General features: G+C 72.8%; 24 protein-coding genes and 1 tRNA gene. 16 read left to right on the forward strand and 9 right to left on the reverse strand.

Going from position 1 to position 23,387, the window contains the following annotated elements; translation table 11 throughout:
- Nucleotides 1-157: 157 nt before the first annotated feature.
- Together ACFO4E_RS12675 and ACFO4E_RS12680 are read right to left on the reverse strand one after the other, a co-directional pair.
- Complete coding sequence (locus ACFO4E_RS12675; protein ID WP_378574133.1) at nucleotides 158-1,159, reverse strand: alpha/beta hydrolase; 1,002 nt, start codon at nucleotides 1,157-1,159, stop codon at nucleotides 158-160.
- 15 nt (nucleotides 1,160-1,174) lie between these two features.
- The gene (locus ACFO4E_RS12680; protein WP_378574135.1) at nucleotides 1,175-1,705 is read right to left on the reverse strand and encodes an O-acetyl-ADP-ribose deacetylase; all 531 of its coding nucleotides are present in this window, start codon (nucleotides 1,703-1,705) and stop codon (nucleotides 1,175-1,177) included.
- Nucleotides 1,706-1,888: 183 nt separating this feature from the next.
- Here ACFO4E_RS12680 and ACFO4E_RS12685 point away from each other — a divergent pair, with 183 nt between their 5' ends.
- From ACFO4E_RS12685 to ACFO4E_RS12700, 4 genes are all read left to right on the forward strand, one after another.
- The gene (locus ACFO4E_RS12685; RefSeq protein ID WP_378574137.1) at nucleotides 1,889-2,230 is read left to right on the forward strand and encodes a hypothetical protein; all 342 of its coding nucleotides are present in this window, start codon (nucleotides 1,889-1,891) and stop codon (nucleotides 2,228-2,230) included.
- Nucleotides 2,231-2,328: 98 nt separating this feature from the next.
- Nucleotides 2,329-2,691, forward strand: a complete 363-nt coding sequence (locus ACFO4E_RS12690; RefSeq protein ID WP_378574139.1) for a BlaI/MecI/CopY family transcriptional regulator — start codon at nucleotides 2,329-2,331, stop codon at nucleotides 2,689-2,691.
- Between the two features lie 4 nt (nucleotides 2,692-2,695).
- Nucleotides 2,696-3,640 carry a M56 family metallopeptidase gene (locus ACFO4E_RS12695; RefSeq protein ID WP_378574141.1) on the forward strand — a complete coding sequence of 315 codons (945 nt, stop codon included), beginning with the start codon at nucleotides 2,696-2,698 and terminating at the stop codon, nucleotides 3,638-3,640.
- A gap of 115 nt (nucleotides 3,641-3,755) precedes the next feature.
- A complete protein-coding gene (locus tag ACFO4E_RS12700) occupies nucleotides 3,756-4,046 on the forward strand; it encodes a DUF2516 family protein (RefSeq protein WP_378574317.1) in 291 nt (96 codons plus the stop codon).
- On the opposite strand, the gene ACFO4E_RS12705 is transcribed toward ACFO4E_RS12700, so the two are convergent.
- From ACFO4E_RS12705 to ACFO4E_RS12715, 3 genes are all read right to left on the reverse strand, one after another.
- Nucleotides 4,031-6,847, reverse strand: a complete 2,817-nt coding sequence (locus tag ACFO4E_RS12705) for a hypothetical protein (protein ID WP_378574143.1) — start codon at nucleotides 6,845-6,847, stop codon at nucleotides 4,031-4,033. The two genes, ACFO4E_RS12700 and ACFO4E_RS12705, sit on opposite strands and share 16 nt — an antisense overlap.
- A gap of 192 nt (nucleotides 6,848-7,039) precedes the next feature.
- Nucleotides 7,040-8,020 carry a neutral zinc metallopeptidase gene (locus ACFO4E_RS12710; RefSeq protein WP_378574145.1) on the reverse strand — a complete coding sequence of 327 codons (981 nt, stop codon included), beginning with the start codon at nucleotides 8,018-8,020 and terminating at the stop codon, nucleotides 7,040-7,042.
- A 57-nt stretch (nucleotides 8,021-8,077) separates the two neighbouring features.
- Nucleotides 8,078-9,061, reverse strand: a complete 984-nt coding sequence (locus ACFO4E_RS12715; RefSeq protein ID WP_378574147.1) for a neutral zinc metallopeptidase — start codon at nucleotides 9,059-9,061, stop codon at nucleotides 8,078-8,080.
- A 232-nt stretch (nucleotides 9,062-9,293) separates the two neighbouring features.
- Between ACFO4E_RS12715 and ACFO4E_RS12720 the strand changes: the two genes are divergently transcribed.
- Both ACFO4E_RS12720 and dtd read left to right on the forward strand, forming a co-directional pair.
- Nucleotides 9,294-11,021, forward strand: coding sequence for a DUF2207 domain-containing protein (locus ACFO4E_RS12720; protein WP_378574149.1), 1,728 nt, complete (start codon nucleotides 9,294-9,296; stop codon nucleotides 11,019-11,021).
- Between the two features lie 21 nt (nucleotides 11,022-11,042).
- A complete protein-coding gene (gene dtd, locus ACFO4E_RS12725) occupies nucleotides 11,043-11,468 on the forward strand; it encodes a D-aminoacyl-tRNA deacylase (protein WP_378574151.1) in 426 nt (141 codons plus the stop codon).
- Between the two features lie 58 nt (nucleotides 11,469-11,526).
- Here the strand turns inward: dtd and ACFO4E_RS12730 are convergent, their stop codons facing one another.
- On the reverse strand, nucleotides 11,527-12,219 hold the full coding sequence (locus ACFO4E_RS12730; protein ID WP_378574153.1) for a response regulator: 693 nt from the start codon (nucleotides 12,217-12,219) through the stop codon (nucleotides 11,527-11,529).
- Complete coding sequence (locus ACFO4E_RS12735; protein ID WP_378574155.1) at nucleotides 12,216-13,397, reverse strand: sensor histidine kinase; 1,182 nt, start codon at nucleotides 13,395-13,397, stop codon at nucleotides 12,216-12,218. The genes ACFO4E_RS12730 and ACFO4E_RS12735 overlap by 4 nt, the downstream gene beginning before the upstream one ends.
- A 123-nt stretch (nucleotides 13,398-13,520) precedes the next feature.
- Here ACFO4E_RS12735 and phoU point away from each other — a divergent pair, with 123 nt between their 5' ends.
- The 3 genes from phoU to ispF all read left to right on the forward strand — a co-directional run bounded on the left by phoU (nucleotide 13,521) and on the right by ispF (nucleotide 15,505).
- Complete coding sequence (gene phoU, locus ACFO4E_RS12740) at nucleotides 13,521-14,183, forward strand: phosphate signaling complex protein PhoU (protein WP_378574157.1); 663 nt, start codon at nucleotides 13,521-13,523, stop codon at nucleotides 14,181-14,183.
- 329 nt (nucleotides 14,184-14,512) lie between these two features.
- Entirely contained in the window at nucleotides 14,513-14,995 is a 483-nt protein-coding gene (locus tag ACFO4E_RS12745) for a CarD family transcriptional regulator (RefSeq protein WP_184077545.1), read from the forward strand.
- Between the two features lie 36 nt (nucleotides 14,996-15,031).
- A complete protein-coding gene (gene ispF, locus ACFO4E_RS12750) occupies nucleotides 15,032-15,505 on the forward strand; it encodes a 2-C-methyl-D-erythritol 2,4-cyclodiphosphate synthase (RefSeq protein ID WP_378574319.1) in 474 nt (157 codons plus the stop codon).
- Nucleotides 15,506-16,135: 630 nt separating this feature from the next.
- Here ispF and ACFO4E_RS12755 read toward each other — a convergent pair.
- Entirely contained in the window at nucleotides 16,136-18,166 is a 2,031-nt protein-coding gene (locus tag ACFO4E_RS12755) for a hypothetical protein (RefSeq protein WP_378574159.1), read from the reverse strand.
- 329 nt (nucleotides 18,167-18,495) lie between these two features.
- Here ACFO4E_RS12755 and cysS point away from each other — a divergent pair, with 329 nt between their 5' ends.
- From cysS to ACFO4E_RS12790, 7 genes are all read left to right on the forward strand, one after another.
- On the forward strand, nucleotides 18,496-19,899 hold the full coding sequence (gene cysS / locus ACFO4E_RS12760) for a cysteine--tRNA ligase (RefSeq protein ID WP_378574161.1): 1,404 nt from the start codon (nucleotides 18,496-18,498) through the stop codon (nucleotides 19,897-19,899).
- A 147-nt stretch (nucleotides 19,900-20,046) separates the two neighbouring features.
- Nucleotides 20,047-21,021: a 23S rRNA (guanosine(2251)-2'-O)-methyltransferase RlmB gene (rlmB, locus tag ACFO4E_RS12765; RefSeq protein WP_378574163.1), complete on the forward strand. Its 975-nt coding sequence runs from the start codon at nucleotides 20,047-20,049 to the stop codon at nucleotides 21,019-21,021.
- Between the two features lie 40 nt (nucleotides 21,022-21,061).
- A tRNA-Thr gene (locus ACFO4E_RS12770) sits at nucleotides 21,062-21,134 on the forward strand.
- 78 nt (nucleotides 21,135-21,212) lie between these two features.
- Nucleotides 21,213-21,371, forward strand: coding sequence for a hypothetical protein (locus tag ACFO4E_RS12775; RefSeq protein ID WP_378574165.1), 159 nt, complete (start codon nucleotides 21,213-21,215; stop codon nucleotides 21,369-21,371).
- A 102-nt stretch (nucleotides 21,372-21,473) separates the two neighbouring features.
- On the forward strand, nucleotides 21,474-21,932 hold the full coding sequence (locus ACFO4E_RS12780) for a tyrosine-type recombinase/integrase (RefSeq protein ID WP_378574167.1): 459 nt from the start codon (nucleotides 21,474-21,476) through the stop codon (nucleotides 21,930-21,932).
- Between the two features lie 14 nt (nucleotides 21,933-21,946).
- Entirely contained in the window at nucleotides 21,947-22,177 is a 231-nt protein-coding gene (locus ACFO4E_RS12785; protein ID WP_378574169.1) for a hypothetical protein, read from the forward strand.
- 20 nt (nucleotides 22,178-22,197) lie between these two features.
- Entirely contained in the window at nucleotides 22,198-22,326 is a 129-nt protein-coding gene (locus tag ACFO4E_RS12790) for a hypothetical protein (RefSeq protein ID WP_378574171.1), read from the forward strand.
- Between the two features lie 63 nt (nucleotides 22,327-22,389).
- On the opposite strand, the gene ACFO4E_RS12795 is transcribed toward ACFO4E_RS12790, so the two are convergent.
- Nucleotides 22,390-23,385, reverse strand: coding sequence for a hypothetical protein (locus ACFO4E_RS12795; RefSeq protein ID WP_378574173.1), 996 nt, complete (start codon nucleotides 23,383-23,385; stop codon nucleotides 22,390-22,392).
- Nucleotides 23,386-23,387: the final 2 nt, after the last annotated feature.

The following is a 23,387-nucleotide window of genomic DNA, read 5'->3' on the forward strand; positions in this document are numbered from 1 at the left end:
CAACAGCGGTGGCGGCACACAGTGTTCCCATCATGGACTCGCGGTGAGCGCCGCCCGCCTCCGGGGTGGGGGTCGCGCCCCCCGAGGCCCCGGCACGGGCACGCCCGCCCCGTGGTGGTCACGGGGCGGGCGTGTGTGCGGCGGACCCGCGGGGCGGTCAGTGCTGACCGGCCGCCGCGTCGGTCCAGCCCTCGGCGAGGAAGTCGACGGATTCGTCGAAGGTCGGCGTCCACGCGTCGAACGTGTGCCCGCCCTCGGGGTACTCCGTGCGGACCGGGATGTCGCGCTCCTCCAGCAGCTTCTCGAAGCGCTCGGCCTCGCCGTTGATGCTGCCCTCCTGGAGCGGGGTGTAGTCCTCCTGGCCCTCGACGAGCATGAACCGGATGTCGCGCGCCTTCGGGTCGTCCAGCAGCTGGTCGGGCGCGTGGGCGTCCGGGTTGTCGCCGAAGGTGCCGCTGGGGTCGTCGACCTTGAAGTACCCGGCCCAGCTCACCGCCTGGGCGTACAGGTCGGGGTGGCGCAGCGGGATGGCGGCGGCGGCGTAGCCGCCCATGGAGAACCCGCCGATGGCGCGCAGCGAGCGCGGACGCTCGTTGTCGCCCTCGACCGCATCGACGGCCTTCTCGGTGACGAACGTCTCGATGTTGAACTCGCCGTCGGCCTGGTCGCCCCACTCGGTGTCGCGGCCGCCGACCTCCTGGCCGAACGGGGCCGCGATCACGAACTCGACGCCGCTGCGGCACATCTGCTCGTCCATGGCCGGTCCGACGCCGGCGTCCTTGACGGTCATGTGCGTGGTCGTGGAGCCGTGCAGCAGGTAGAGGACGGGCAGGTCGGCGCTGTCGGGGCCCGGAGGACGGCGCACCCAGACCGGGCGCTTGCCGTCGGGCGCCCCGGCATCGGGCACCTCGATGATCTCGTCGGTCCCCGGCTCATCGCACACGGCGACGTCCCCCGGGCGGGCGTCCACTGTGGCCTGGCCGGAGCGCTGGGTGTCGCCGGAGTCGGCGCCGCTCAGGGGCATCGCCGCGGCGGTGTCGGGCTCGGTCGCCGGGTTCCGCCGCTCCTCGCTCTGCGCGGCGGCGAGCACGCCTGCCGTCGCGACGACGAGAGAGGACGCCACAAGGACGGAGGTTCTGCGAGAGAGTGTCGTGAACAAAGCCGGATCCTAAGGTCAGGACGGGGCTTGCGGTCGGTTTCGGGTGACCGCGCGGTCGAATGCCGCGAATGCCTCCGTGGAGAAGAGTACGAACCTGATTTCACCCACTGTAGTCGAGGAGGCAAATGCGGTCCGTACTGCGACATCCGCGGCGTGCTGCATAGGCCACCCGTAGGCACCTGCTGAAATGGCCGGGAAAGCGATGGATTGGGCGCCCAGTTCGTCCGCTATCGCAAGGGACTTTCGGTAACACTCTGCAAGCAGATCGGTCCGATCCTCGGTGGCGCTGTGGACCGGCCCCACCGTGTGGATCACCCAGTGTGACGGAAGGTCGCCCGCTGTCGTCGCCACCGCCCCGCCTGTGGGCAGACCTTTGCCGTAGGTCGACGCGCGCAGCCGGCGGCAGGCGGCGAGGATCTCCGGCCCGCCCTTCCGGTGGACGGCGCCGTCGACCCCCGAGCCGCCCAGCAGCGACGAATTCGCGGCGTTGACGATCACATCGACGCGCTGGTCGGTGATGTCTCCTTTGATGAGCCGGATTTCCATTCGGGCGCCCTGTTTCCGTGGTGAATTGCCGAATCATCGGCGGGCGGCGCCCGCCCATGAGGTGAATATCACTGCTCATTGTGTGGCATGTACCTTTCCGGCGGTGCGGCCGGCGTGGGGCGGTGAATGGATCATCACACTGTGAGATGTGTCAATATCTCAGGGTAATCAGGGAGGGGATCCATGTATACGCCCGCCCGGCGGACGTCCGCGAGCCCCGTCAACATCGTCCTCTCCGCCACCGACGCCGGCATGGGTGAAGCGGTCGTGGTCGTGGGGTTCGTCCGCGACCACCACGTCGCCGGCGGCCGCCTCGCCGCGACTCTCCGGGGGATGGCCGCCGACGGATCGCTACAGCGCCTGGTCGCCGACTACCGCGAACGGGAGGTGCGCCGGGCCGAGATCCAGGACATCCGCGGCCGCGGCGCCGAAGCCGAGCGCGCCTGCCCCCGCTGCGACGGCGCCGGCGGGCCCGGCGGCGGCCCGCACTGCTACTTCTGCCGCGGTACGGGATCGGTGTCATAGCCCCGGCGGCAATGGATCCGGCTCCGGCGGGGTATGCATGTGACGTGCAACAGGGACCCTGCGACGGTGTGTAGTACTACGGGAAGTAGACTTGACGCATGAATCGGCTCGGCGACCTTGAACGCGCGGTGATGGAGGTACTGTGGCAGAGGAACGAGCCGCTGACGGTCCGTGAGGTGGGGCGCGCCCTTTCCGAACGCGACCTTGCGCACACCACCGTCATGACGGTGCTCGATCGACTCGCCAAGAAGGGGGTCGTCGCCAGGGCGCGCGAAGGACGTGCGTGGCGGTACCGCCCGGCAGCCAGCCGGGAGAACTACGTATCCGAACTGATGTTCGACGCCCTGGGGCAGACCGGCGACCCTGATGCCGCCTTGGCGGCTTTCGTTCGTTCGATGAGCGGGAATGAAGCCGAAGCGCTTCGCCGCGCACTCGCGGAAATCGACGAGCCAAGGACGTAGCCGTATGGTCAGTGCCGCTCTGCTCACCACGATCGCAGTCGGCTGTTTCATCGCAGCGGCACGACTCCGCAGGGCCCAGTGGCCCGTGCGCGGCCCCTACGTGGCCGTCATCGCCTGGCAGGCGCTGGGCCTGGCCTGGGGGATCTCGACCATCGGTGCGCTGCTGGCGTTCGGCCTGGCGCCCTACGGCAAGGGGGTGTTCGGGGGGCTGTTCGCGCTCTACGCCGACGCCCTCGCGCACGACCTCTACCTGTCCGAACTCGCCGGCACCCCCTTCGGCGCCACCCAGGTCGGGGCCGTCATCGTGGCGTTCGGCCTGACCCTGCTGCTGTTCTCGGGGCTCGTCGCCTCGTTCGTCCAGGTCGTCCGGGTGCGCAGACGCCACCACGACCTCCTGGGGCTGGTCGCCCGCGACGACCCCCAGGTCCCCGGCGCCCGGGTCCTGGACCACCCCGCCGCCGCGGCCTACTGCCTGCCCGGGGTGCTGCGCTCGCAGGTCGTCATCAGCGCCGGCGCCCTCGAAGTGCTCGACCGCAGCGAGCTCGCCGCGGTGATCGCCCACGAGCACGCGCACCTGCGCCAGCGGCACGACCTCGTACTGCTCCCGTTCTCGTCGCTGAAGCGCGCGTTCCCGCGCGTGCGGATGGTCGAGACCTACTACAGCGCGGTCGCCCTGCTGATCGAGATGTGCGCCGACGACCAGGCGCGCCGGGAGCGCTCCGCCAAGGAGCTCGCCATGGCGCTGCTGCGCTTCGGGGCGAAGGGCACCACGGCCGTCCCCGCCGGGGCGCTCGCCGTCACGGCCGGCCCGCAGCCCGACGTCGTCACGCGGGTATCGCGCCTGCTCAACCCCACCAAGGAGCTGTCGCTCCCGGAGTCCGCCGGGGTGCTGCTGTCGGCGCTCACCCTGATGGCCACCACGGTGGCCCTGTGGCACCTGCCGATGTGAATCCGGGCCGGGCGGGCACGATTCCGGCTTCCTGGGCGTTTACTGGGGGAGAGCCGGTGGAATGCCTCCGGCCGACCGTCCGTGACACCAAGGTTCGGAGTTCCTCGTGGCCGGTATGTGGCTCGTGTACCAGATCATCTACATCGCGATCTTCGTCACGTCCCTCTACGCGTTCATCGAGGCACTGCGCACGCCCGCACCCGCCTACGCGGCCATGGACAAGCAGACCAAGAAGCTCTGGGTGGGCCTGCTCGGGGTGGCCACCGCGCTCTCCCTGCTCGCGGTCGTCTCCGGAACCGGCATGCTCACGTTCCTCGCGCTGATCGCCGCCCTCATCTTCATCCTCGACGTCCGTCCCGCCGTGCGCAATGTCGGGCGCTCTGAGGGTCCCTACGGTCCCTGGTAGCCCTGTGCCCGGGTCGGCGGCGCGCCGCCCGGCCGCGGCAGCGGTACGCCCGCGACCTCGCCCAACTGCTCCAGCGTCGCCCCCGGATCGCGCAGCAGCAGGGGGTGGCGGTCGAAGTGCTCCTCCTCCGCCGGCTCCATCGTGTGCACGGTGAGCCGCCCGCCGGTCCGCACCACCAGTAGCGGCCCCACGCGCACCAGCGCCTCGCCCGCCGCCTCCAGCGCCGCCAGCAGGACCGACGCCGCCTCGGCGCGTTCGGGGTCGCGGTCCGCCCGCGGCGGCACGAGGGGCCGCGCCCGCAGGGCGCGGGCCAGTTCCCCCAACCGGGCCTCCACTTCCGTCCTCGTCGCGGGGCCGGCCGTGGTCACCCGGGACCGGCGGAACCACGGACCGTGCTCGGCGGCCAGCCGGGTGGCGGTCCGCCACCCGAACGCGTGCAGCAGCGCCGTCACGGCCTCTTCCACGGCGGTGATGGCGGCGTCGTCGACGACGGTCACCTGCACCTCCAGCCCGGGGTGCAGGTCGGCCCCGGTCCCCATGGCCGTGCGCAGCCGCGCCACGGCGGCCTCGACCGCCGAGACGTAGGCGGGGTCATGGGTGTAGAAGGAGTGGCCGAGGACCTCCGGGGCCAGCGCCTCCCCCTTGCGCACGTCGTAGCTCCGGGGGTCGGGCAGCGGCTCCGCGAAGCCGACCGTCGCGCCGTCGGCGCGGATCGGGCCCCCGATCGCGTCGGTGGCCCGCCACAGATTGCGCCAGCCCGATACGCGGTCGCGGATATCGGCGAGCGCCCCCGGACCGAAGTAGGCCGGGAAGTAGCGGGCGTAGAGCCGGTACAGCGGCGAGCCGTGCGTGATCAGCGCGACGGTGCCCCGGCAGCGCGTCGGCAGCTGCCACACCGTCGCCGCGGCCAGCACCGAGCCCTGGGAGTGCCCCGACAGCACCACGGCGTCGCCGTCGTCGGTCATGGCCGACACCCGTGCCACCAGCTGCGGCACCGCGCGCTCGGCGTAGGACGGCGGCGACAGCGGGTGGGCCACGCGCGGCCAGAAGGTCCCGATGTCCCAGAGCACCCCGACCCCCTGACGGGTGGGCCGGTTGCGGTAGGCGCTGCTGCCCAGCAGCACCAGCGCGATCAGGAACACCCCGCCGAGGAACGAGCCCGTGGTCACCATGGCGGTGACGGCCTCCTGGGCCGGGTCGCCCGCCGCCTCGGCCGCGACCGGCGGCAGGGGCTGGTACCCGGCGGGCCCGGCGGTCAGCCGCCCGGACCACACCGCGTACAGCACCAGGGACACCAGCGCGACCACCGGGATCAGCAGGGCCGCCAGGCACGCCGGAAGAATCTCGGTGAGGCCGCCGAGCGCCCGGCCGTGCGCGATCTCGCGGGTGCGCTGGGCGTCGCGCGGACGCGCGTAGGTGGCGGCGACGGTGTCGAGCTCGCTCTCGGTGCGCCGCCCGAGGATGACGAGCAGGACGGCGCCGATCGCCGTGGCGATCACCGCCTCCATGGTGAACGCGGCCTGGAGCCAGGCGTAGGCGCTGGGCGGGCGCAGCGGGAGGCACCCGGCCGCCTCGGCGCCGGGGTAGTAGCAGCCGCCCAGCAGGCCGGCGGTCTGGTAGACGATCGCCGCGGAGAACACCCCGCCCAGCAGCGCGCCGAACACGGCGGTGACGGGTCCGGCCATACCGTCCAGCGCGGCGTCGTCGTGCGCCGGGTTGCGCCGGAACAGGACCAGAGCGGCGATCGCCAGGGTCACGGCGAGCACGCACTGCGCCGCGAACAGCGAGTTGAGGACGCTCGCGTAGCCCGGCAGCCGCCCGGCTGCCGCCCAGTCCGGCCGCGGTAGGAGCACGTAGGCCAGCGCGCAGCCGAGCAGGACCAGTGAGGCGTTGCGCAGCGCGGCGCAGGCGAAGTCGGCCCGCCGGTTCCAGCCCGCGTCCGTGCCGGGGACCAGCACGCTGGCCGTGCTCAGCGCCAGAGCCACCGCCAGCAGCCCGGCGAGGACGGCGCCGGCCGTGCGGACCCCCGCGGCTCCTGCGGCCGAGTCGTAGGTCAGGGGCGGCATGACCAGCAGCGCGGCGACGACGATGAGCGCCACGGCGATGTGCGCCGACCGCAGCCGGCCCATGGTCTTGCTGTTGCGCCAGAAGCCGGGGTCGCTGAGCGGGGCGGTGTCGTGGGGGAGCGGGGCGTGCGGGGCGTTGGCGACCTCGTAGACGCCGCTCGTGCGCCGCGAGAGCCGCCACAGCACGGCGGTCACCGCCAAGGGCAGCAGCGAGCCGATCGCCAGCGCCGGGCCCGGCAGGGAGAACGGCGAACCCGACGCGGACAGGGGGCCCAGCAGCGGGCGGTGCGCCGCGCAGCGGTCCCCCCAGCCCGAGCACTGCCAGCCGACGAGGTCCATGCCCACCCCGGCGGCGGCGAGCACGAGGAGGGCGGTGAGGCTCAGCGCGAGCAGCCGCACCGACAGGCCGTACACCGCCCCCGCGGCGACGTGGACGCGCGACCGGGGGCCGTCCAGCCGCCCCGGACGCATCCAGTAGGCGATGTTCACGAGCATGAACGGCAGGAGGAGCAGCCACAGCGCCCGGGAGGAGCGGCCGGAGGTGAGGTTGCCCCAGGCGAATATCTCGCGCCGGACACCGTGGACGGTCTCGGTGTCGCGCTTGTGCCGCCACCGGAAGAATCCGGCCAGGCCGTCGCCCGAGACCCGCATGGCGGGTTCGACGTCGAGGAGCTCTTCGGCCTGGCCGCCGCTCACTCCGTGAATCCGCAACTCCACTATGCGTTCATCCGGCATGGCACGATTTTCACACGGGCGATCCCGCGTTGCCTGTAGCGCCGGCCCGGCCGGATCCGGCCGCGGGACCCCGTACGGCCCGGCACGGCGCCGTGTGCGCCGCGCGCCGGGAAGCCGTGCCGTCCGCGGCCACCGGGTCCGACCCGGCCACCTGGTGCCCCGCACCGGGGCCGGCGGCGGCCCCGGCCGCGCTCACTGCACCAGCGACTCGTCGGCGACCTGCCAGGTGTTGCACGCCCCCGGAGACTGGCGCTCCAGCCCGTGTTCCATCCACAGGATGCTGTTGTCCGCCGAACCGTGCGTGCGCTCGTCCTCGGGCCCGTCCTCGCGGTCGGCGGTCGACGACGCGTCGTCGAGGACGCGGTCGACGTCCGCTTCGTCGAGCGGGTAGCTCACCCGCACCGAGCCCAGGAAGACCCCCGCCAGGCAGTTGGCCTGGAGCTCGCTGCGGCGGGTCCACGCGTTCTGGTCGGCGACCTCGGTCTCCAGCCGGCGCTGCTCGTGGTAGTACTCCAGCAGCCCGGCCTCGCCCTGCACGTGGTGGCCGTACTCGTGGGCGAGAAGCGAGGCGTAGACCGCGCTGTTGCGCACGCCGTTCCACTTCTCCACGACATCGGAGGTCCCGATGTAGATCCCGGCGTTGGCCCGGCAGTAGAACGCCCCGGCCGCCGAAGGGTAGTCGCGGCACGGGCTGGTCCCCGGCTCGGTCCAGAACACGCGCTCCGGTGGCTGGAAGGGGATCCCCGCCTTCGCGAACTGGGTGGACCACGCCTGGTCGAGGCAGTCGGCGACGGAGTCGAGGAACCCGGCCACCGAGGCGGGGTCGTCGACGTCCATGCCGGGCGCCGGGCACGGCAGCGGCGACAGCCGGCCGGTGTCGTAGAGCGGGTTGTCCACGAGCGCGGCCTCACCCGTGGGGCGCCGCGCGCCGGACTCGTCGGCGGGCACGCCCGCGAGCCCTCCGGAGGAGGCCGCTCCCGGCCCCGGGGACGGCGCCTGCGAGGGATCGGCGGCGGACTGCGTGCCCGCGGCGTCGTCGCCCATGCCGCCGACGGTCACCCAGGTCAGGGACGCCAGAGCCAGCACGAGGGAGGCCAGGGCCGCGTACAGCGCCGCCCGGCCCTCGGCCGGGCGCCGCCGCCCGGCCGGCGGCCCGCCGGAGTGCCCGCTCATGCCCGAATCCACGATCGCCCCCGGATCTCCCTCAGGCGGTCCGTCTGCGGACCGCGGTCACTCGACCACGTCCTCTGGTGCCGCCCACGTGTTGCAGGCGGCCGGGTCGGCGCGGTCCATGCCGTGGGCCGTCCACATCCGCCCGTTGCCGGGCGAGCCGTGGGTGCGGTCCTCGGCGGAGTAGTCGCCGCGCAGTTCGGCATCTTCGAGGATATGCGCATGCTCGTCCCGGCCGATGGGGAAGGACCCCGCGGCCGCGCCGAGGAACGCGCCGCCCAGGCAGTTGGCCTGGAGTTCGCTGCGGCGGGTCAGCAGGTCGCGGTCCGTCCCGGAGGCCGCCCCCCGGGCGGTGTGGAAGTAGCCGAGGATCCCGGCCTCGCCCTGCACGTGGTGGGCGTACTCGTGGCTGAGCAGGAACGTGTACGCCTCGGGGTACTCGCTGTCGCCGGAGGCGCGCACGATGTCCTCGACCCCGAGGTACAGGCCCTTGTTGGCCTGGCAGTAGAACGCCGCCGTCCCCTCGGTGGGGTAGGTGCCGCACGGGCTGCGGCCGGAGGCGTACCAGTAGACCCGGTTGGGGGGTTCGAACTCCAGCCCGGTGCCGCTGAACTGCTCGCTCCACGCCGTGTCGAGGCAGTCGGAGATCTCGTGCAGGAAGTTCTCCATCGACTCCTTGTCGTCGGCGTCGAGGTCCGGCGCCGCGCAGGTGACCTCCGCGATCTCCCCGCTCCGGTAGAGGGCGCTCTGCGTGAGCACGGCGGGGCCGGATCCGGCCGCCGGCACGTTCTCGTCGGGGACGGGTTCGGACGCGGCGGGACCGCCGGCCGCCTGAGCGGGCGCGGCCGACGGGCCGAACAGAGCGGAGACCGCGAGGAACGCGGCGAGCCCGATCGCCCCCAGACCGGTGACCAGGACCAGGGTCACCCCCAGGCCCAGCGGCTGCCGCGGCCGGCCGGCGTGGCCCGGGGGCTCGTAGTCCCCGCGCACGCGGATCCGGCCGGGAACCGCGGCGGTCCCGGTATCAGTGCTGTGTCCGGCCATCGAGCCGAATCACCTCCTGGCTGCCCCCGTGTCCCGGCCCCCCGGCCGGGCGGCCGTCATGTGCCCGGCCTCCACGATTATGGCGGTATCGGGTGACAGGTGACGTGCGCGCACCCCGTGCCGCCCCGCGGTGGCCGCCCTGCGCGCCCCGTGGGGCCGCGCCCGCGCGCCCCGCGCCCGCGTCGGCCCGGTGGAACGGATAGGCTCTGGCGCCATGAGGAGGGTGGGGACCATGCGGTCCGTGTGCGCCGCGGCCGTCGTCGTGTGCGCCGCCGCGCCCGCCGGCGCCGCGACCACCCCCGAGACCCACTCCTCGGTCCCGATCGCCGGCGACGCCCCCGCCATCAGCAACGCCATCCTGCTCGACCTCGACGACGAGGGCGTGCTGCACGGCCAGGAGACCCTCACCTTCGGCGGCGGCGCCCCCGACGAGTTCACCCGCACCTTCACCGTGCGCGAGCCCTACGACACCGCCCACGAGCGCGTCTTCGAGGTCACCGGCATCACCGCCCGCGACGCCGCCGGCGGCGAGGTCGACGTCGCCGCCCGGAGCCACGACACCTCCCTGGACCTCACGATCGACACGCGCGGGGCCGAATCCGTCGTCCTCGAATACCGCGTGCGCGGCGCCCTCGACCCCGTCGGCGACGGGGTCGAACTGGAGTGGGCCGCGGTCGGCGGCTACAGCGCCCCGGTCGCCGAGACCACCGTCGCCGTCGACGCCGGGGTGCCGCCCATCGCGCTCGCCTGCACAGCGGGGGAGCCGCGCAGCTCCATCTACTGCACCTCCTCCGACATGGGCGGCCACCAGGGGCTGCTCGCCCGCTTCCTCCAGAACGACATGGACACCGGCGACCGCCTGGACATCGTCGTGAGCTACCCGCCCGGCACCGCGCCGGGCGAACCCGTCCTGGAGCGCACCTGGTCCCTGACCTCGGCCTTCGCGATCACCCCCGTCACCTCCGGGGTGTTCGGACTGGTGCTGGTCATCCTCGTGGGCGGGCTGGTGGCCCTGATCCGGCTGCGCGGGCGCGACGAGCGCGCGCTGAAGACGCAGGCGTTCGTCGGCGACAGCGCACCGCTGCTGCCCGGCGGCGGTCCCGGCGTCCTCCGCTTCCATCCGCCGGACGGCGTCCACCCGGGCCAGATCGGCACGCTGATCGACGAGCAGGCCGACGTCGTCGACATCACCGCCACCGTGGTCGACCTCGCGGTGCGCGGCCACCTCACGATCCGCGAACTGCCGCACGCCCGCTTCTCCGCGGTCGACTGGCGGCTGGACAAGTGCCCGGGGCCCGTCGACGACGACCTGCTGCCCTACGAGCGCCTGCTGCTCGACGCCCTGTTCCACAACTGGCACCAGGTCAAGGTGTCGGAGCTGGCGCGCAGCGACTTCCCCGCACGGCTCACCGAGGTGCGCGACGAGCTGTACCGCGACATGGTCCGGCTCCGCTGGTTCGCCTACCGCCCCAACCTGGAGCGCAACCGGTGGACCAGCGCCGGGATCGGCCTCACCGTGGCGGGGGTCGCGCTGACGGTGCTCCTCGCCGTCTTCACCCAGGCGGCCTTCACCGGGCTCGCGGTCATCATCGCCGGGGCGGCCGTCACCGTCGGCGCGCAGTACATGCCGGCCAAGACCCGGCAGGGCAGCATGGTCTTCGCCCACACCCTGGGGTTCCGCGCCTACCTGCTCAGCCCCGAGGCCGAGCACGTCCCGCAGGGCAGCCGGGTGCGCCTCTTCTCCCGCTACCTGCCCTACGCCATCATCTTCGACAACGTCGACCGCTGGGCCGGCATCGTGTCCTCGGCCGGCCGCGACGAACTCGAAGACGAGGAACTCCCCTGGTACGTCGGGCCCGAGGAGTGGCGGCTGGAGGACTTCACCGACTCCATCAAGTCGTTCACCCTGACGCTCACCGGCGTCATCTCCAATACCCGGCAGTTCCGCGCCCTCGGCTGAAGCCGGGGTGGAAAGGACGCGATGCGAGCGGTGGTGCAACGGGTCGCCCGGGCCGCGGTGACCGTGGCCGGCGAGACCGTCGGCGAGATCACCGGCCCCGGCCTGCTGGCGCTGGTCGGCGCCACCCACACCGACACCGGAGCGGAGGCGCGCCGCCTCGCCGAGAAGATGTGGCGGCTGCGCATCCTGGACGGCGAGCGGTCCTGCTCCGACATCGGTGCGCCCCTGCTGGTGGTCAGCCAGTTCACGCTGTACGGCGACGCCCGCAAGGGGCGCCGGCCCACCTGGCAGGCGGCCGCGCCCGGGCCGGTCGCCGAACCGCTGGTCGACGCGGTCGTGGACGCGCTGCGGGGGCTGGGCGCGCACGTCGAGACGGGGGTGTTCGGCGCGGACATGTCGGTCGCGCTCACCAACGACGGTCCGTTCACGGTCCTGCTGGAGGTATGAGCACGGACGCGGCGGACGCCCGGGGAACCCCGCCACGACGCCCGCCCGTTTCCGGCGGCTACTCCGCGGGACCCGGCTCGAACTTGTAGCCGAGCCCGCGCACGGTGACGATGAACCGGGGGTCGCCGGGGTCGCTCTCGATCTTCGCTCGCAACCGCTTCACGTGCACGTCCAGGGTCTTGGTGTCGCCCACGTAGTCGGCGCCCCAGACCCGGTCGATGAGCTGCATGCGGGTCAGCACCCGTCCGGCGTTGCGCAGCAGCACCTCCAGCAGCTCGAACTCCTTCAAGGGGAGCTGGATGCCCTCGCCGCGGACCGTGACGACGTGCCGCTCCACGTCCATGCGGACGGGCCCGGCCTCCAGGGCGCTGGGCAGCAGCGGCTCGTCCTCGCCGCGGCGGCGCAGGACGGCGCGGATGCGCGCGACCAGCTCCCGCGAGGAGAACGGCTTGGTGACGTAGTCGTCGGCGCCCAGCTCCAGGCCGACGACCTTGTCGATCTCGCTGTCCTTCGCCGTCAGCATGATGACGGGGACATTGGACTTCTGCCGCAGGGTCCGGCAGACCTCGGTGCCCGGCAGGCCGGGCAGCATCAGGTCGAGCAGCACCAGGTCGGCCCCGGTGCGGTCGAAGGTCTCCAGCGCCACTGTCCCGGTCGGTGCTACGGCGACCTCGAACCCCTCTTTGCGGAGCATGTACGACAGGGCATCGCTGTAGGATTCCTCGTCCTCGACGACGAGTACGCGTGTCACTGTGCCGCCTCCCGATCGGTGTTCTCCCCGGAGCGCTGTCGCTCCCGGGTCTCCGGGCGGGGCAGACGCAGAGTGAACGTCGACCCCGACCCCTCCTTGCTCCACACGGTGACGTCGCCACGGTGGTGGGTCATGATGTGCTTGACGATGGCCAGGCCGAGGCCGGTGCCCCCGGTCGCCCGGCTCCGGGCGGCGTCCACGCGGTAGAACCGCTCGAAGACGCGTTCCAGGTCCTGCGGCGGGATCCCGATCCCCTGGTCGGCGATGCTGATCTCCACCGCGTTGTCGGTTACTTCGACCGACACCGAGACGCGGGTGCGCTCGGGGCTGTAGGCGACGGCGTTGGCCACGAGGTTGCGCATGGCCGTGACCAGCAGGCTCTCGTCGCCCATGATGACGATGCCCTCGGTGCCGCTGGACACCAGGGAGATCTGCTTGGCGTCGGCCGCCATGCGCACGGCGTCGAGCGCCTCCTCGACGACCTCGCCGATGACGACCTTGTCGGGCTCGGCCATGGGCTCGGCGCCCTGGATGCGGGAGAGCGTGATCAGGTCCTGGATGACGCTCGTCAGCCGCGCGGCCTCCTGCTGCATGCGCCCGGTGAAGCGGCGCACGGCATCGGGGTCGTCACTGGCGTCGGCGACGGTCTCGGCGAGCAGCGAAAGCGCTCCCACGGGCGTCTTGAGCTCGTGGCTGATGTTGGCGACGAAGTCGCGGCGGACCGCCTCGACCCGGCGCCGCTCGGTCTGGTCCTCGGCGAGGACCAGGACCAGCCCGGTTCCCCCGAGCGGGGCGACCCGCACGGCGAACGACGTGGCATCGGGGCCGAACTTGCGGACGGCCACCTCGATCTCGGTCTCGCGGATCACGCCGTCGCGGCGCACGTGCCGGGCGAGGGCGAGCAGATCGCTTATCACCAGCTCGTCGCCGCGGACGATCCCGTAGGCGCGCGCCGCGGAGCTGGCCCGCAGGACGCGGTCGGCGGGATCGAGTACCACCGCCGACGACGGCAGGGCCGCGAGGACCTCGGCGATCCCCGGCGGCAGCTCCGACGAGGGCTGCGGCTCCTCGGGTGCGCGATTGCGGCCCGTCTCGCTGATCCGGAACGCGAGACCGGCCGCGACCCCTGTCACGAGCCCGACGAGTCCCGCGATCGCGGCCAGCAGTTCTCCTTGCACGATTCGATCGTAAGCGGGCGGAGCCCGGCTTTACCCGTCTGACCATGTGTTACAACCGAGGTTCCGCAGATATTCACCGATGCTTCCGAAGTGATTAAGCTACGACCTGGGACGATGTAAGCCATGCGCGACACTTATCATGAAGGTCTGGATTCGCTGAGTGACCGCCTGGTCGAGATGACCCGGCTGGCACGCCACGCGATCGCCCGCGCGACCACCGCTCTGCTCGACGCCGACCTCAACGCCGCCCAGGAGGTCATCTCCGGCGATGAAGAACTGAACCGGCTCGACGAAGAGATCGAGACCACCGCCTTCGACCTCATGGCACGCCAGCAGCCCGTCGCCACCGACCTCCGTACGATCATCACCTCGCTGCACATGGCCGGCGACCTCGAACGCATGGGCGACCACGCCGTGCACATCGCCAAGATCGCCAGACGCCGCCACCCCGACTCCGCCATCCCCGCCGAGCTCCGCTCCATCGTCTTGGAGATGGGCCACCAGGCCGAACTGCTCGTGGTCAAGGCGGGCGACGTCGTCCGCAACCGCGACGCCGACACCGCGCTGGAGCTCGACGCCGACGACGACCGCATGGACCGCCTGCGCCGCAAGCTGCTCAAGCGGATCCTCGACCCGGGGTGGTCACACGGTGTGGAGGCCACCATGGACGTCACGCTGGCGGGCCGCTTCTACGAGCGTTTCGGCGACCACGCAGTGCACGTTGCGGACAACCTGGTGTACATGGTCACCGGCGAGAAGCCGAAGGACTACGAGCCCGAGGTCTAGCACGGCGTCCGACGCTCCGTGGCGAACATCACGCACGGGGCAGCCGCGACCGGGCGCCGAGAGGCGCGGAGCAGGGGGCGGAACCGCGGTTCCGCCCCCTTTCGCGTGCCCGGGGCCACGGCGGGGCGGTCACTCTGCGTGCCCGGCGGCGCGCGCGGCGACCGGCTGAAACCCGCCCCACGGGGGCTTTCCGGGGGGTCCGGAAGCACCTCGTGTAAGCTTTGTCAAGACCTAAAATGTGCCACTGACCTGCGTGGACGTAAACCGAATAGGTACGTTAAGTCACAGATTCGTGGTACCCTTGTGGTAGCGGAAGGGGTACTTGTCACATGACTTTCAAGGTCGGCGACACCGTTGTCTACCCCCATCATGGGGCTGCTCGTATTGAGGCGATCGAGACTCGCACCATTAAGGGTGAGGATAGGACCTACCTCGTCCTGCGGGTCGACAAGGGTGATCTTACGGTACGCGTGCCTGCCGAGAACGCCCAGGACGTCGGCGTGCGCGACGTCGTGGGCCAGGAGGGCCTGGACCGGGTCTTCGAGGTGTTGCGCGCACCGCACACCGAGGAGCCCACGAACTGGTCGCGGCGCTACAAGGCGAACCTGGAGAAGCTCGCTTCGGGCGACGTCAACAAGGTCGCGGAGGTCGTCCGCGACCTCTGGCGGCGCGACAAGGAGCGCGGGCTCTCCGCTGGTGAGAAGCGCATGCTCGCCAAGGCACGGCAGATCCTGGTGAGCGAACTCGCCCTCGCCGAAAAGACCAACGAGGACAAGGCCGAGGCGCTTCTCGATGAAGTCCTCACCAACTGACAAAGGCCGTAAAGAACCACTGCATTCATGGTGAAAATGCCTCGGGTGGGCGTCGGGACCGACGTCCACCCATTCATGTCGGGACGCATTCTTTTCCTCGCCGGCCTTGAATGGCCCGGGGAGGACGGCGTCAGCGGCCATTCCGACGGCGACGTCGCGGCGCACGCCGCGTGTGACGCTCTGTTCTCGGCCTGCGGGCTCGGCGATCTCGGTGCCCACTTCGGCACCTCCGAACCCCGCTGGAAGGGGGCTTCCGGCGTCGAGCTGCTGACCGAGACGGCGGCGCGCGTGCGCGCCGCCGGCTTCGAGATCGGCAACGTCGCGGTCCAGGTGATCAGCAACAGGCCGAAATTCGCCCCCAGGCGGGCCGAGGCCGAACGCGTCCTCTCCGCGGCCGTGGGAGCCCCCGTGAGCGTTTCGGCCACCACCACCGACGGGCTCGGCCTCACCGGCCGCGGCGAGGGCATCGCCGCGGTCGCCACGGCCCTGTGCATCCCCGCGGACTGCTGACGGGGCCGACACGTCCCGCCCGGCGGTGACCGGGCAGCGCGCCCGGCCGGGCCACCCCGGCCGGGCGTTTCGCGTGGGCGGCGTCCGATGTTCCGGTCACTCCCGGTGGGCGGTCGCGAAGCGGCGGGTCGGGCAGGTGCCCTTGCGGGACGGGGACGCAGCGGGCCGTCGCCGCCCGCACCGCACCCTGTGCCGCCGCGGGTTCGCCACCGCGCGGGCCGGTACCGGCGGTCTCCCGCGTGGTGGTGCCCGCTTCGGCGCCAGAAGTAGGGACGCGCCGCCGCCGGTGGCCGTGTCCGGTGCGGCCACCGGAGAGCTTCGGACAGCGCCGCCCGCGCCGGTCCCACGGCGACCCGCGTCGACGGCGTTCCCGGGCGGGCACGCCTCGGCGGCGGGGGCGCGGATCAGTCCTTCGGGGGCCGCCGGGGCCGGCTGCGGACCCGGCGGTCTCGCGCGTGGTGGCGCCCGCGTCGGCGCCGGAGGCAGGAACGGGCCCGCCGCCGCTGGCGGTCGCTCCCGATGCGCATACCCGAGAGCTCCGACGGAGTTCCGCATGCCGGTTCACGGCGGTCGCGGTGACGATGTTCCCGCAATGGGCGCGCGTGGGCGTCGGGTGCCGGAGGCGGCGGATCAGTCCTTCGGGGGCCGGGGCTGGCTGCGGACCCGGCGCGATGGCGGGTCGGGCGGTGGGAAACCCCTCATGGGCATCCGCCGGGGTTTGAGGACCATGGGGCGCTTCTCGATCGGGGCGGCGGCGGGGAAGGCGGGGCCCGAGGGAGCGGGAACGGACGCCGCGTCGCCGCGCTGCGCGGCCTCGTCGGCGGACCGCTCCTCGCGGGCCGGCCGGGCCTCGTCGATCGGCCGGTCGTCCTCAGGCTCCCAGCCGTCGTCGGTCGACCGCTCCCCTTCGGCCGGCGCGGCCCGCCGGCCGGGGCCGGCCGGGGCCGCGGGAAACGGCTGCTCCGGCCGTGTCGCCGGTCCGGCGGCGGGGATGTCGGCCGGGACCGGGGCGGCCGGGGCGGCGGCTCCGGGAAGGGGGAGGGCCGGTACCGGGAGGGTGCCGGGCTCCGCTTCGTCGGTGGTGGGGTCGTCCGGGGCCGGGTCGTGCACGAACCCCTCATCGGCCGCGTCCGCCGCGGTCCCCTCGGAGGCGCCGGTCCCGGCCGCGCGGGTGAGCGGACGCCCGACGGGCTGGACGGCCGCAGCGCGCTTGATCGCGTTCATCCCGCCGGGTGTGCGGCGGGGCAGGTCCGTGTCGTCGGCGGAGCCGGCCTCCGCCGCGTCGGCGCCGGCGGACGCCGAGGACCGGGGCGGGCGGGCGCCCGCGGCCGTGCCGATGGCCGTGTCCGGGGTGTCCCCGGCCGGTCCACGGGCATCGCCCGCTGTGCCGTCGGCATGAGCGCCGTGGGCACCTTCGGCCGCGTCGTCGGCTTCCGCGGCGGTGCCGCGGACGTCCCGGGCCGCGCCGTGGTCCTCCGCCACCCGGCCGGACACGGGCTCAGGCGGCGAAGAGCCGGGGCCGGGCGCCGCGCCGCGCGTCTTCTCGGCGGCCGCGCCGGCGGCACCGGCCGCGGCCGCGGTGGTGACCGCGGGATCGGCGGCGGTGTCCCGCGGGTCGTCGGCCGCGGCGGACGGCAGCGGCTCGGCCGTATCGGGCAGCCGGCTGCCCTGCGGCGGGGTGCCGGGCTCGGGGTCGATGAGGTCGGCCGGCTCGCGCCTGGCGGGCAGAGGGGGCTCCGCGGCCTGAGGGGGTCCGGCGGGCGTCGCGGGAGCGGACGGCGCCTGGGCGTCGGAGGACTCCGGCGGCTCCGGGCGCGGCGACGGCTGCCGCCGCCGCTCCCCTTGCTCGCCCTGCTCCGGCACCCGGGCGGAGGGGGCGGTTCCGCCCCGGCGCGGCTCCGGAGGGCGCGGCCACAGCGGTCCCGGGCCGCGGGTGCGCCCGCGCGCGGGCGGGTCGCCGTCCTCGGCGGGCGGCACCGGGGCCAGACGCGCGGTGCCGGCCACATCATCGTCCGCGCGGCCGTCCGGTTTCTCCCCCTCTCCCCTCCCGGGAGAGGCGGGTTCGGGCGCCTCGCCTCCGGGGCGCTCGGTGGTGGCGGGAACGGGGGTGAGCACATCCGTGGGGTCGTCGGGGCCGGGCTCCCGCCGGCGCCCGCGCGGCCGGTCCCGGCCGGCCCGGCGCGGCCGGTCGTCGGGGAATTCGCCCCGCAGGTGCATCCACACCCACAGGAAGAACCGGAACGCCGCCAGCAGCGCGAGCCAGGGCGCCACGGCGGTCAGCACGACCGCGACCTGCGGAAGCAGGCGCTGGCCGGTGGCCTCCAGCGCGCTGGCCCCCGCCGCCAGCAGGATCATCGCCAGGATCAGCGCGTCGACCCACAGCCGGCGCGACCGCGGTGCGGCCCGCAGCACGTAGCCGGTCCAGAACGCCATCAGCAGCAGGAGCGTGAAGCCGCCGGGGTAGAGGTGGGCGGGCCGCGGGTCGATGTTGCCCTGGCGGGCGATCTGGTAGATGCCGTTGTAGGACAGCAGGACGGCGCAGGCCGCGATCACCACCACACCGAGCCCCGTCAGGGCGATGGCGGCGAAGCCGGGGCCGGTCCCGGGCCGGTCCGGGACGCGGCGGGCACCAGGGGTTTTCGAAGAGGTTTCAACGGCCATCGTGCGCAGAAGGGTAGCCCAGCAAACGGCGCGAACACGAGGTTCCCGCTGAAACTGACCGGAAATCGCCGCGGCCGCGAACGTATCGGAAAAGGAAATTCCTCCAGTTCACGGGCGGCGGCTTCGCTCAGGGTCACGGAAGTGCCGCTGAGGGTGGCCCGACCTGCCGGATTCTTCGCCTGGTCGTGCCGCGGATTGCGGATGTCCATTTCGTCGCGTCATTCCGACCTGACGGCACCGTCGCGGGAACGGGAGCCCGCTTTTCCGGGGCCGCCCTGGCCCTCACCGGGCGACCGTGGTAGGCGTGGAAAAGGGCTACCCTTGACAGTGTGAGTCTGCGCTTCTACGACACCAGTGCCCGGCAGGTCCGCGACTTCACACCCCTGCACCAGGGGTGTGCCTCGCTGTACCTGTGTGGTGCCACGGTGCAGGCGCCTCCGCACATCGGGCACATCCGCTCGGGGGTGAACTTCGACATCCTCCGGCGCTGGCTCACCTACAAGGGCCTCGACGTCACGCTGTGCCGCAACGTCACCGACATCGACGACAAGATCATCAGGGTCGCCCAGGCCGAGAACGTGCAGTGGTGGGCGGTCGCCGAGCGCAACCAGCGCGCCTTCACCGCCGCCTACGACTCCCTCGGCTGCCTCCCGCCCTCGGTGGAGCCGCGGGCCACGGGGCACGTCCCCGAGATGATCGAGCTGATGCGGCGGCTGATCGACCGCGGGCACGCCTACCCGGCGGCCGACGACTCCGGCGACGTCTACTTCGACGTGCTCTCGTTCCCCGCCTACGGATCGCTGTCCAACCAGCGGGTCGACCAGATGCGCGCGTCCGCCGACTCCGACTCCGACCGCGCCAAGCGCGACCCCCGCGATTTCGCCCTGTGGAAGGGCGCCCGGCCCGGCGAGCCCAGCTGGGACACCCCATGGGGCCGCGGGCGGCCCGGCTGGCACCTGGAGTGCTCGGCCATGGCCACCAAGTACCTCGGCACCACCTTCGACATCCACGGCGGGGGGCTCGACCTCGTCTTCCCGCACCACGAGAACGAACTCGCCCAGTCCAGTGCCGCCGGCGACGGCTTCGCCCGCTACTGGCTGCACAACGGCCTGCTCACCATGAGCGGCGAGAAGATGAGCAAGTCGCTCGGCAACTCGCTGCTGATCCCCGAGATCCTGCGCAAGGTCCGGCCGGTCGAGCTGCGCTACTACCTGGGCCAGGCCCACTACCGCTCGGTCATCGACTACTCCGACGACGCGCTGCGCGAGGCGGCCGCGGCGTACCAGCGCATCGAGGGCTTCCTCACCCGCGCCACCGAGGTCACCGGCCCGGTCGAGCCCGCCTACCGGGTACCCGACTCCTTCGCGGCGGCGCTCGACGACGACCTGGGGGTCTCCCAGGCGCTCGCCGTCGTGCACGGCCACGTCCGCGACGGCAACACCGCCCTCACCGAGGGCGCCAAGGAACGGGTGGCCGACCACGTCGCCCAGGCCCGTGCCATGCTGGCGGTACTGGGGCTCGACCCGCTGTCTGCGCAGTGGGCGGGCGGCGACGGCTCCGGGCTGCGCGACGTCGTCGACGCACTGGTCGCGGTGGCGCTGGAGCAGCGCCAGTCGGCCAGGGCCCGCAAGGACTACGCCGCGGCCGACGGCATCCGCGACCGGCTCCTCCAGGCGGGGGTCGCGGTCGAGGACACCCCGCGCGGGCCGCGCTGGGAGCTGCGGCGCGGCTGACGGGCCGGGCGTACCCCGGCGGGGCCGCGACCGCGGCCCCGCCGGGAGCCCGGACATGCCCGCACAACGAACCGACCACCGATAACGGGGCCGCCACCGGTTCCGGCATGCACGCGTGCGAAACGATCAAGGGGGAGGACGGCGCTCATGCCGGCGAAGAAGAGCAAGAAGGGCCCGACCAAGGGCAGCGGAGGCAAAGGGCGCCGGTCGCTCGAAGGCAAGAAGGGCACCCTGCCCGCCGAGGAGCGCCACTGGTACGGCGACCGCACGCGCGCACGCGCGGCCGCCCGGCCGCAGGCGGCCGACGGTTCCCCGGCGCACGGCGGCGGCCAGGGCGGCGGCGCCGCGTCCCGCGGCGGCTCGGGTCCTGAGCTGCTGATCGGCCGCAACCCGGTGGTCGAGGCGCTGCGCGCGGGCGTTCCGGCCGCGAAGTTCTTCCTCTGCAACAGCCTCGACCCCGATGCGCGGGTCACCGAAGCGGCCCGCCTCGCCGGCGCGGCCGGGATCGAGATCCTGGAGGTCACCCGCGCCGAGCTGGACCGCCGCTGCGAGAGCAACGGCCAGCCCGGCGCCGCCCACCAGGGCGTCGGCCTCCAGGTGCGGCCCTACCGGTACTGGGACCCGGCGGACCTGCTCGACGCCGCCCAGCGGGCGGATTCCCCCGCGCTCATCGTCGCCCTCGACGGCGTGACCGACCCGCACAACCTCGGCGCGATCACCCGCTCGGCCGCCGCCTTCGGCGCCCACGGGCTGCTGATCCCCGAGCGCCGTTCGGCGGGGGTGACCATGGCGGCGTGGAAGACGTCGGCGGGCACCCTGGCCCGGCTGCCGGTGGCCCAGGCCACGAACCTCACCCGGGCCCTGGAGTCCTACAAGGCCGAGGGCCTGTTCGTCATCGGCCTCGACGCCGACGCCGACGTCCCCCTGGACGGCCTCGACCTCGCGACGGGACCCCTGGTCGTCGTGGTCGGCTCCGAGGGCAAGGGCCTCTCGCGCCTGGTCCGCGAGTCCTGCGACACGATCGTGAGCATCCCCATCACCGGCGCGGAGTCCCTCAACGCATCGGTGGCGGCCGGCGTCTCCCTCTACGAGGTCACCCGCCGCCGCTCGTCCACGCAGTAGCCCGCAACCGATAACATGCGACTGGGTGTCAACGACACCGGCCGACGTAGCTCAATTGGCAGAGCAATCGCCTTGTAAGCGATAGGTTAGGGGTTCAAGTCCCCTCGTCGGCTCGATCACCAGGTGACCTGGGAAAACGGTGTAGCGAGACATACGATCCGCAGCCTGCGCCCGTCCCACAGAGGAAAACCATGGGAAAGCGGAACCCGGCGGGGTTTCCGGAACCTCGCCGCTGGGCCCCTCGAACCGCACTTCCGTTCGTCCCCCACATGAAGGCCCTCGGCCGCTCCGACCGCACCGTCACCATGTACGCCGACGCGATCCGCTGGTTCGCCGCCGAACACCTCTAGGCCGGCGGCCATCGCTCCGACGTCGGCCGCGAGCACGGCCGCGCCGAGTACGACGACGAAGAGACCTTCCCCCCGATCGATGACTGGGAAGTCGTCAAGCGGGTGCACATCCAACTCTGGCTCTCCCGCCTGTTCTCCCGCGGGCACGCCGACTCCTACGTCATCAACCGGTTCCGGTGCCTCCAGGCGTTCTTCAAGTGGTTCGTCGAGGACGAAGAGCTCCCCACCATCATGCTCGGCATGAAGGGGCCGACCGTCACTGAGAAGCCCGTGCCCGTCTTCGAGGACGACGAGATCACCAAGCTCTCCGACCAGGCGCAGGGCAAGGACATCTGGGACGGGCGCGACCTCGCCATCATGCTCATGCTCCGCGACACCGGCATGCGCCTCATGGAGATCTCGGAGCTCGCCCCCGACTCGATCAACGTCGTTGAACGTGAGGCATCGGTCATGGGCAAGGCGCGCACCGTGAAGTACTCCTGCTCCGCTACGTCGACCCGAGCACGTACTACCTGGCGCGCATCCACTTCACCGCCGCCGGAAACGTGTTCCTGTCGGTAGCGACGGCGGCCGGGATGGTCGGCACCAACACCAGCGCGGGGTTCACCTACGCCCCCGGCGCTCTGGTGAACGTCCGGGTGAGGGCGATCGGGCACCGGGTGCTCGTGCGCGCCTGCCGCCAACCGCCGGGAACCGCGGTGCTCGCCGCCCGCAAGGCCGAGGGCAGCCGCCAGGACTTCGGCGACCGCATCACCGGCGCCGCCGCCAAGCAGATCATGTCCCAGTTCATCAAGGCCCACCTCTGACCCGAAAGGACGGTTCCCCCATGCACATCGAATCCAAGGTGGCCGCGCCGACCCTCGCCGGCGCCCTCGCCACCGTGCTCGTGTTCGTCGTCGGCTACCTCGCACCCCACACCCCTCGGCCCCAGACGCCGCCCCCGCCTGCCACCTGACCGTGACGCGAGTATGCCCCGCCTCGGCTTCATGCCCGGGGCCGGGCGCTTCGTCGTGTCTGCCTACCGGGGGCGCGGCAGGCGAACGAGGTGCTGGGCGGCTTCGCGCGTGTTGTAGGTGATGACCGCGGCCGCGCCCGATCGCTTGTACATGGCCAGCCGTTCGATCAGGTCGGGCAGGTAGTCGGCGGCCGCCCGCGTTCCGGAGTGGGTGAGCTGCGCCCACTCGCCCGAAACGCAGAACGGCACCAACGGCACGTTGACCTGCCCGTCAGCGCCGAGCCGAGAGAGCAGGTCGATCGTGTGCAGGGCCGGTTCGAGCAAGATCATGTCGGCGCCCTCTTCGACCATGCGCCGCGCCACGGCCACAGCCTGTTCGGGGCGCGAGGGGTGCACCTGGAAGGCGCCGCGGTTCCCGCGCGGCGCGGCGTTCATCGCGGCGCGGCACCCGTCATACATCCGGCTCGTCATGATCAGGTGCGGCATCAGCGCCACGTCACGGAACCCGCCGGCGTCGAGGACGGAGCGCACGTGCCCGGTGAGGCCGTCGACCATCGCGGCGGGCCCGAGGATGTCGGCGCCCACCTCGGCTTGGTGCAGCGCCTGGGCGCCGAGGACGTCGAGGGTGGCACGGTGGTCGTAGCGGCCGTGGTCGTCGGTGAGCACGCACGCGCGCGAGGAGGTGTAGGAGCACAGGCAGGTCTCGGTCATCACGGCGAGATCGGGTGCCGCGTCCTTGGCGGCCTGGATCGCGTGGATCAGCGGGGCGGACGCCGAGGCCGCGTCGCCGCCGCTGTCGGTGCGCTCGCCCTCGGCGAAGATCTTGACCGCCCCCACCCCGAGGCGCGCGAGTTCGCGCACCGCCGGACCGACCTGGTCCAGGGTCACCGTCGGCACCGGGGACAGCGTCTCGCCGCGGCGCACGAGCAGCGGCATACACAGGTCCGCGGGTGTCAGCGGTTCCCGATGCAGGAACCGGCGCACGGCCGGCCGTGCGCGGACGGGGCTGGAACCGGTGACGGCCTCGCCGTCGTGCAGGGTCATCGGGGGGTGGTCCACGG

Origin of the sequence: Nocardiopsis mangrovi (assembly GCF_042653925.1) — a bacterium.
GTDB lineage: Bacteria > Actinomycetota > Actinomycetes > Streptosporangiales > Streptosporangiaceae > Nocardiopsis_B > Nocardiopsis_B mangrovi.

Bases quoted from the DNA above. Each gene is read 5' to 3' on its own strand.
- ACFO4E_RS12680 (WP_378574135.1), bottom strand. From the start codon at position 1,705: ATGGAAATCCGGCTCATCAAAGGAGACATCACCGACCAGCGCGTCGAT.
- ACFO4E_RS12685 (WP_378574137.1), top strand. From the start codon at position 1,889: ATGTATACGCCCGCCCGGCGGACGTCCGCGAGCCCCGTCAACATCGTC.
- ACFO4E_RS12690 (WP_378574139.1), top strand. From the start codon at position 2,329: ATGAATCGGCTCGGCGACCTTGAACGCGCGGTGATGGAGGTACTGTGG.
- ACFO4E_RS12695 (WP_378574141.1), top strand. From the start codon at position 2,696: ATGGTCAGTGCCGCTCTGCTCACCACGATCGCAGTCGGCTGTTTCATC.
- ACFO4E_RS12700 (WP_378574317.1), top strand. From the start codon at position 3,756: ATGTGGCTCGTGTACCAGATCATCTACATCGCGATCTTCGTCACGTCC.
- ACFO4E_RS12705 (WP_378574143.1), bottom strand. From the start codon at position 6,847: ATGCCGGATGAACGCATAGTGGAGTTGCGGATTCACGGAGTGAGCGGC.
- ACFO4E_RS12710 (WP_378574145.1), bottom strand. From the start codon at position 8,020: ATGAGCGGGCACTCCGGCGGGCCGCCGGCCGGGCGGCGGCGCCCGGCC.
- ACFO4E_RS12715 (WP_378574147.1), bottom strand. From the start codon at position 9,061: ATGGCCGGACACAGCACTGATACCGGGACCGCCGCGGTTCCCGGCCGG.
- ACFO4E_RS12720 (WP_378574149.1), top strand. From the start codon at position 9,294: ATGCGGTCCGTGTGCGCCGCGGCCGTCGTCGTGTGCGCCGCCGCGCCC.
- dtd (WP_378574151.1), top strand. From the start codon at position 11,043: ATGCGAGCGGTGGTGCAACGGGTCGCCCGGGCCGCGGTGACCGTGGCC.
- phoU (WP_378574157.1), top strand. From the start codon at position 13,521: ATGCGCGACACTTATCATGAAGGTCTGGATTCGCTGAGTGACCGCCTG.
- ACFO4E_RS12745 (WP_184077545.1), top strand. From the start codon at position 14,513: ATGACTTTCAAGGTCGGCGACACCGTTGTCTACCCCCATCATGGGGCT.
- ispF (WP_378574319.1), top strand. From the start codon at position 15,032: ATGCCTCGGGTGGGCGTCGGGACCGACGTCCACCCATTCATGTCGGGA.
- ACFO4E_RS12755 (WP_378574159.1), bottom strand. From the start codon at position 18,166: ATGGCCGTTGAAACCTCTTCGAAAACCCCTGGTGCCCGCCGCGTCCCG.
- rlmB (WP_378574163.1), top strand. From the start codon at position 20,047: ATGCCGGCGAAGAAGAGCAAGAAGGGCCCGACCAAGGGCAGCGGAGGC.
- ACFO4E_RS12775 (WP_378574165.1), top strand. From the start codon at position 21,213: ATGGGAAAGCGGAACCCGGCGGGGTTTCCGGAACCTCGCCGCTGGGCC.
- ACFO4E_RS12785 (WP_378574169.1), top strand. From the start codon at position 21,947: ATGGTCGGCACCAACACCAGCGCGGGGTTCACCTACGCCCCCGGCGCT.
- ACFO4E_RS12790 (WP_378574171.1), top strand. From the start codon at position 22,198: ATGCACATCGAATCCAAGGTGGCCGCGCCGACCCTCGCCGGCGCCCTC.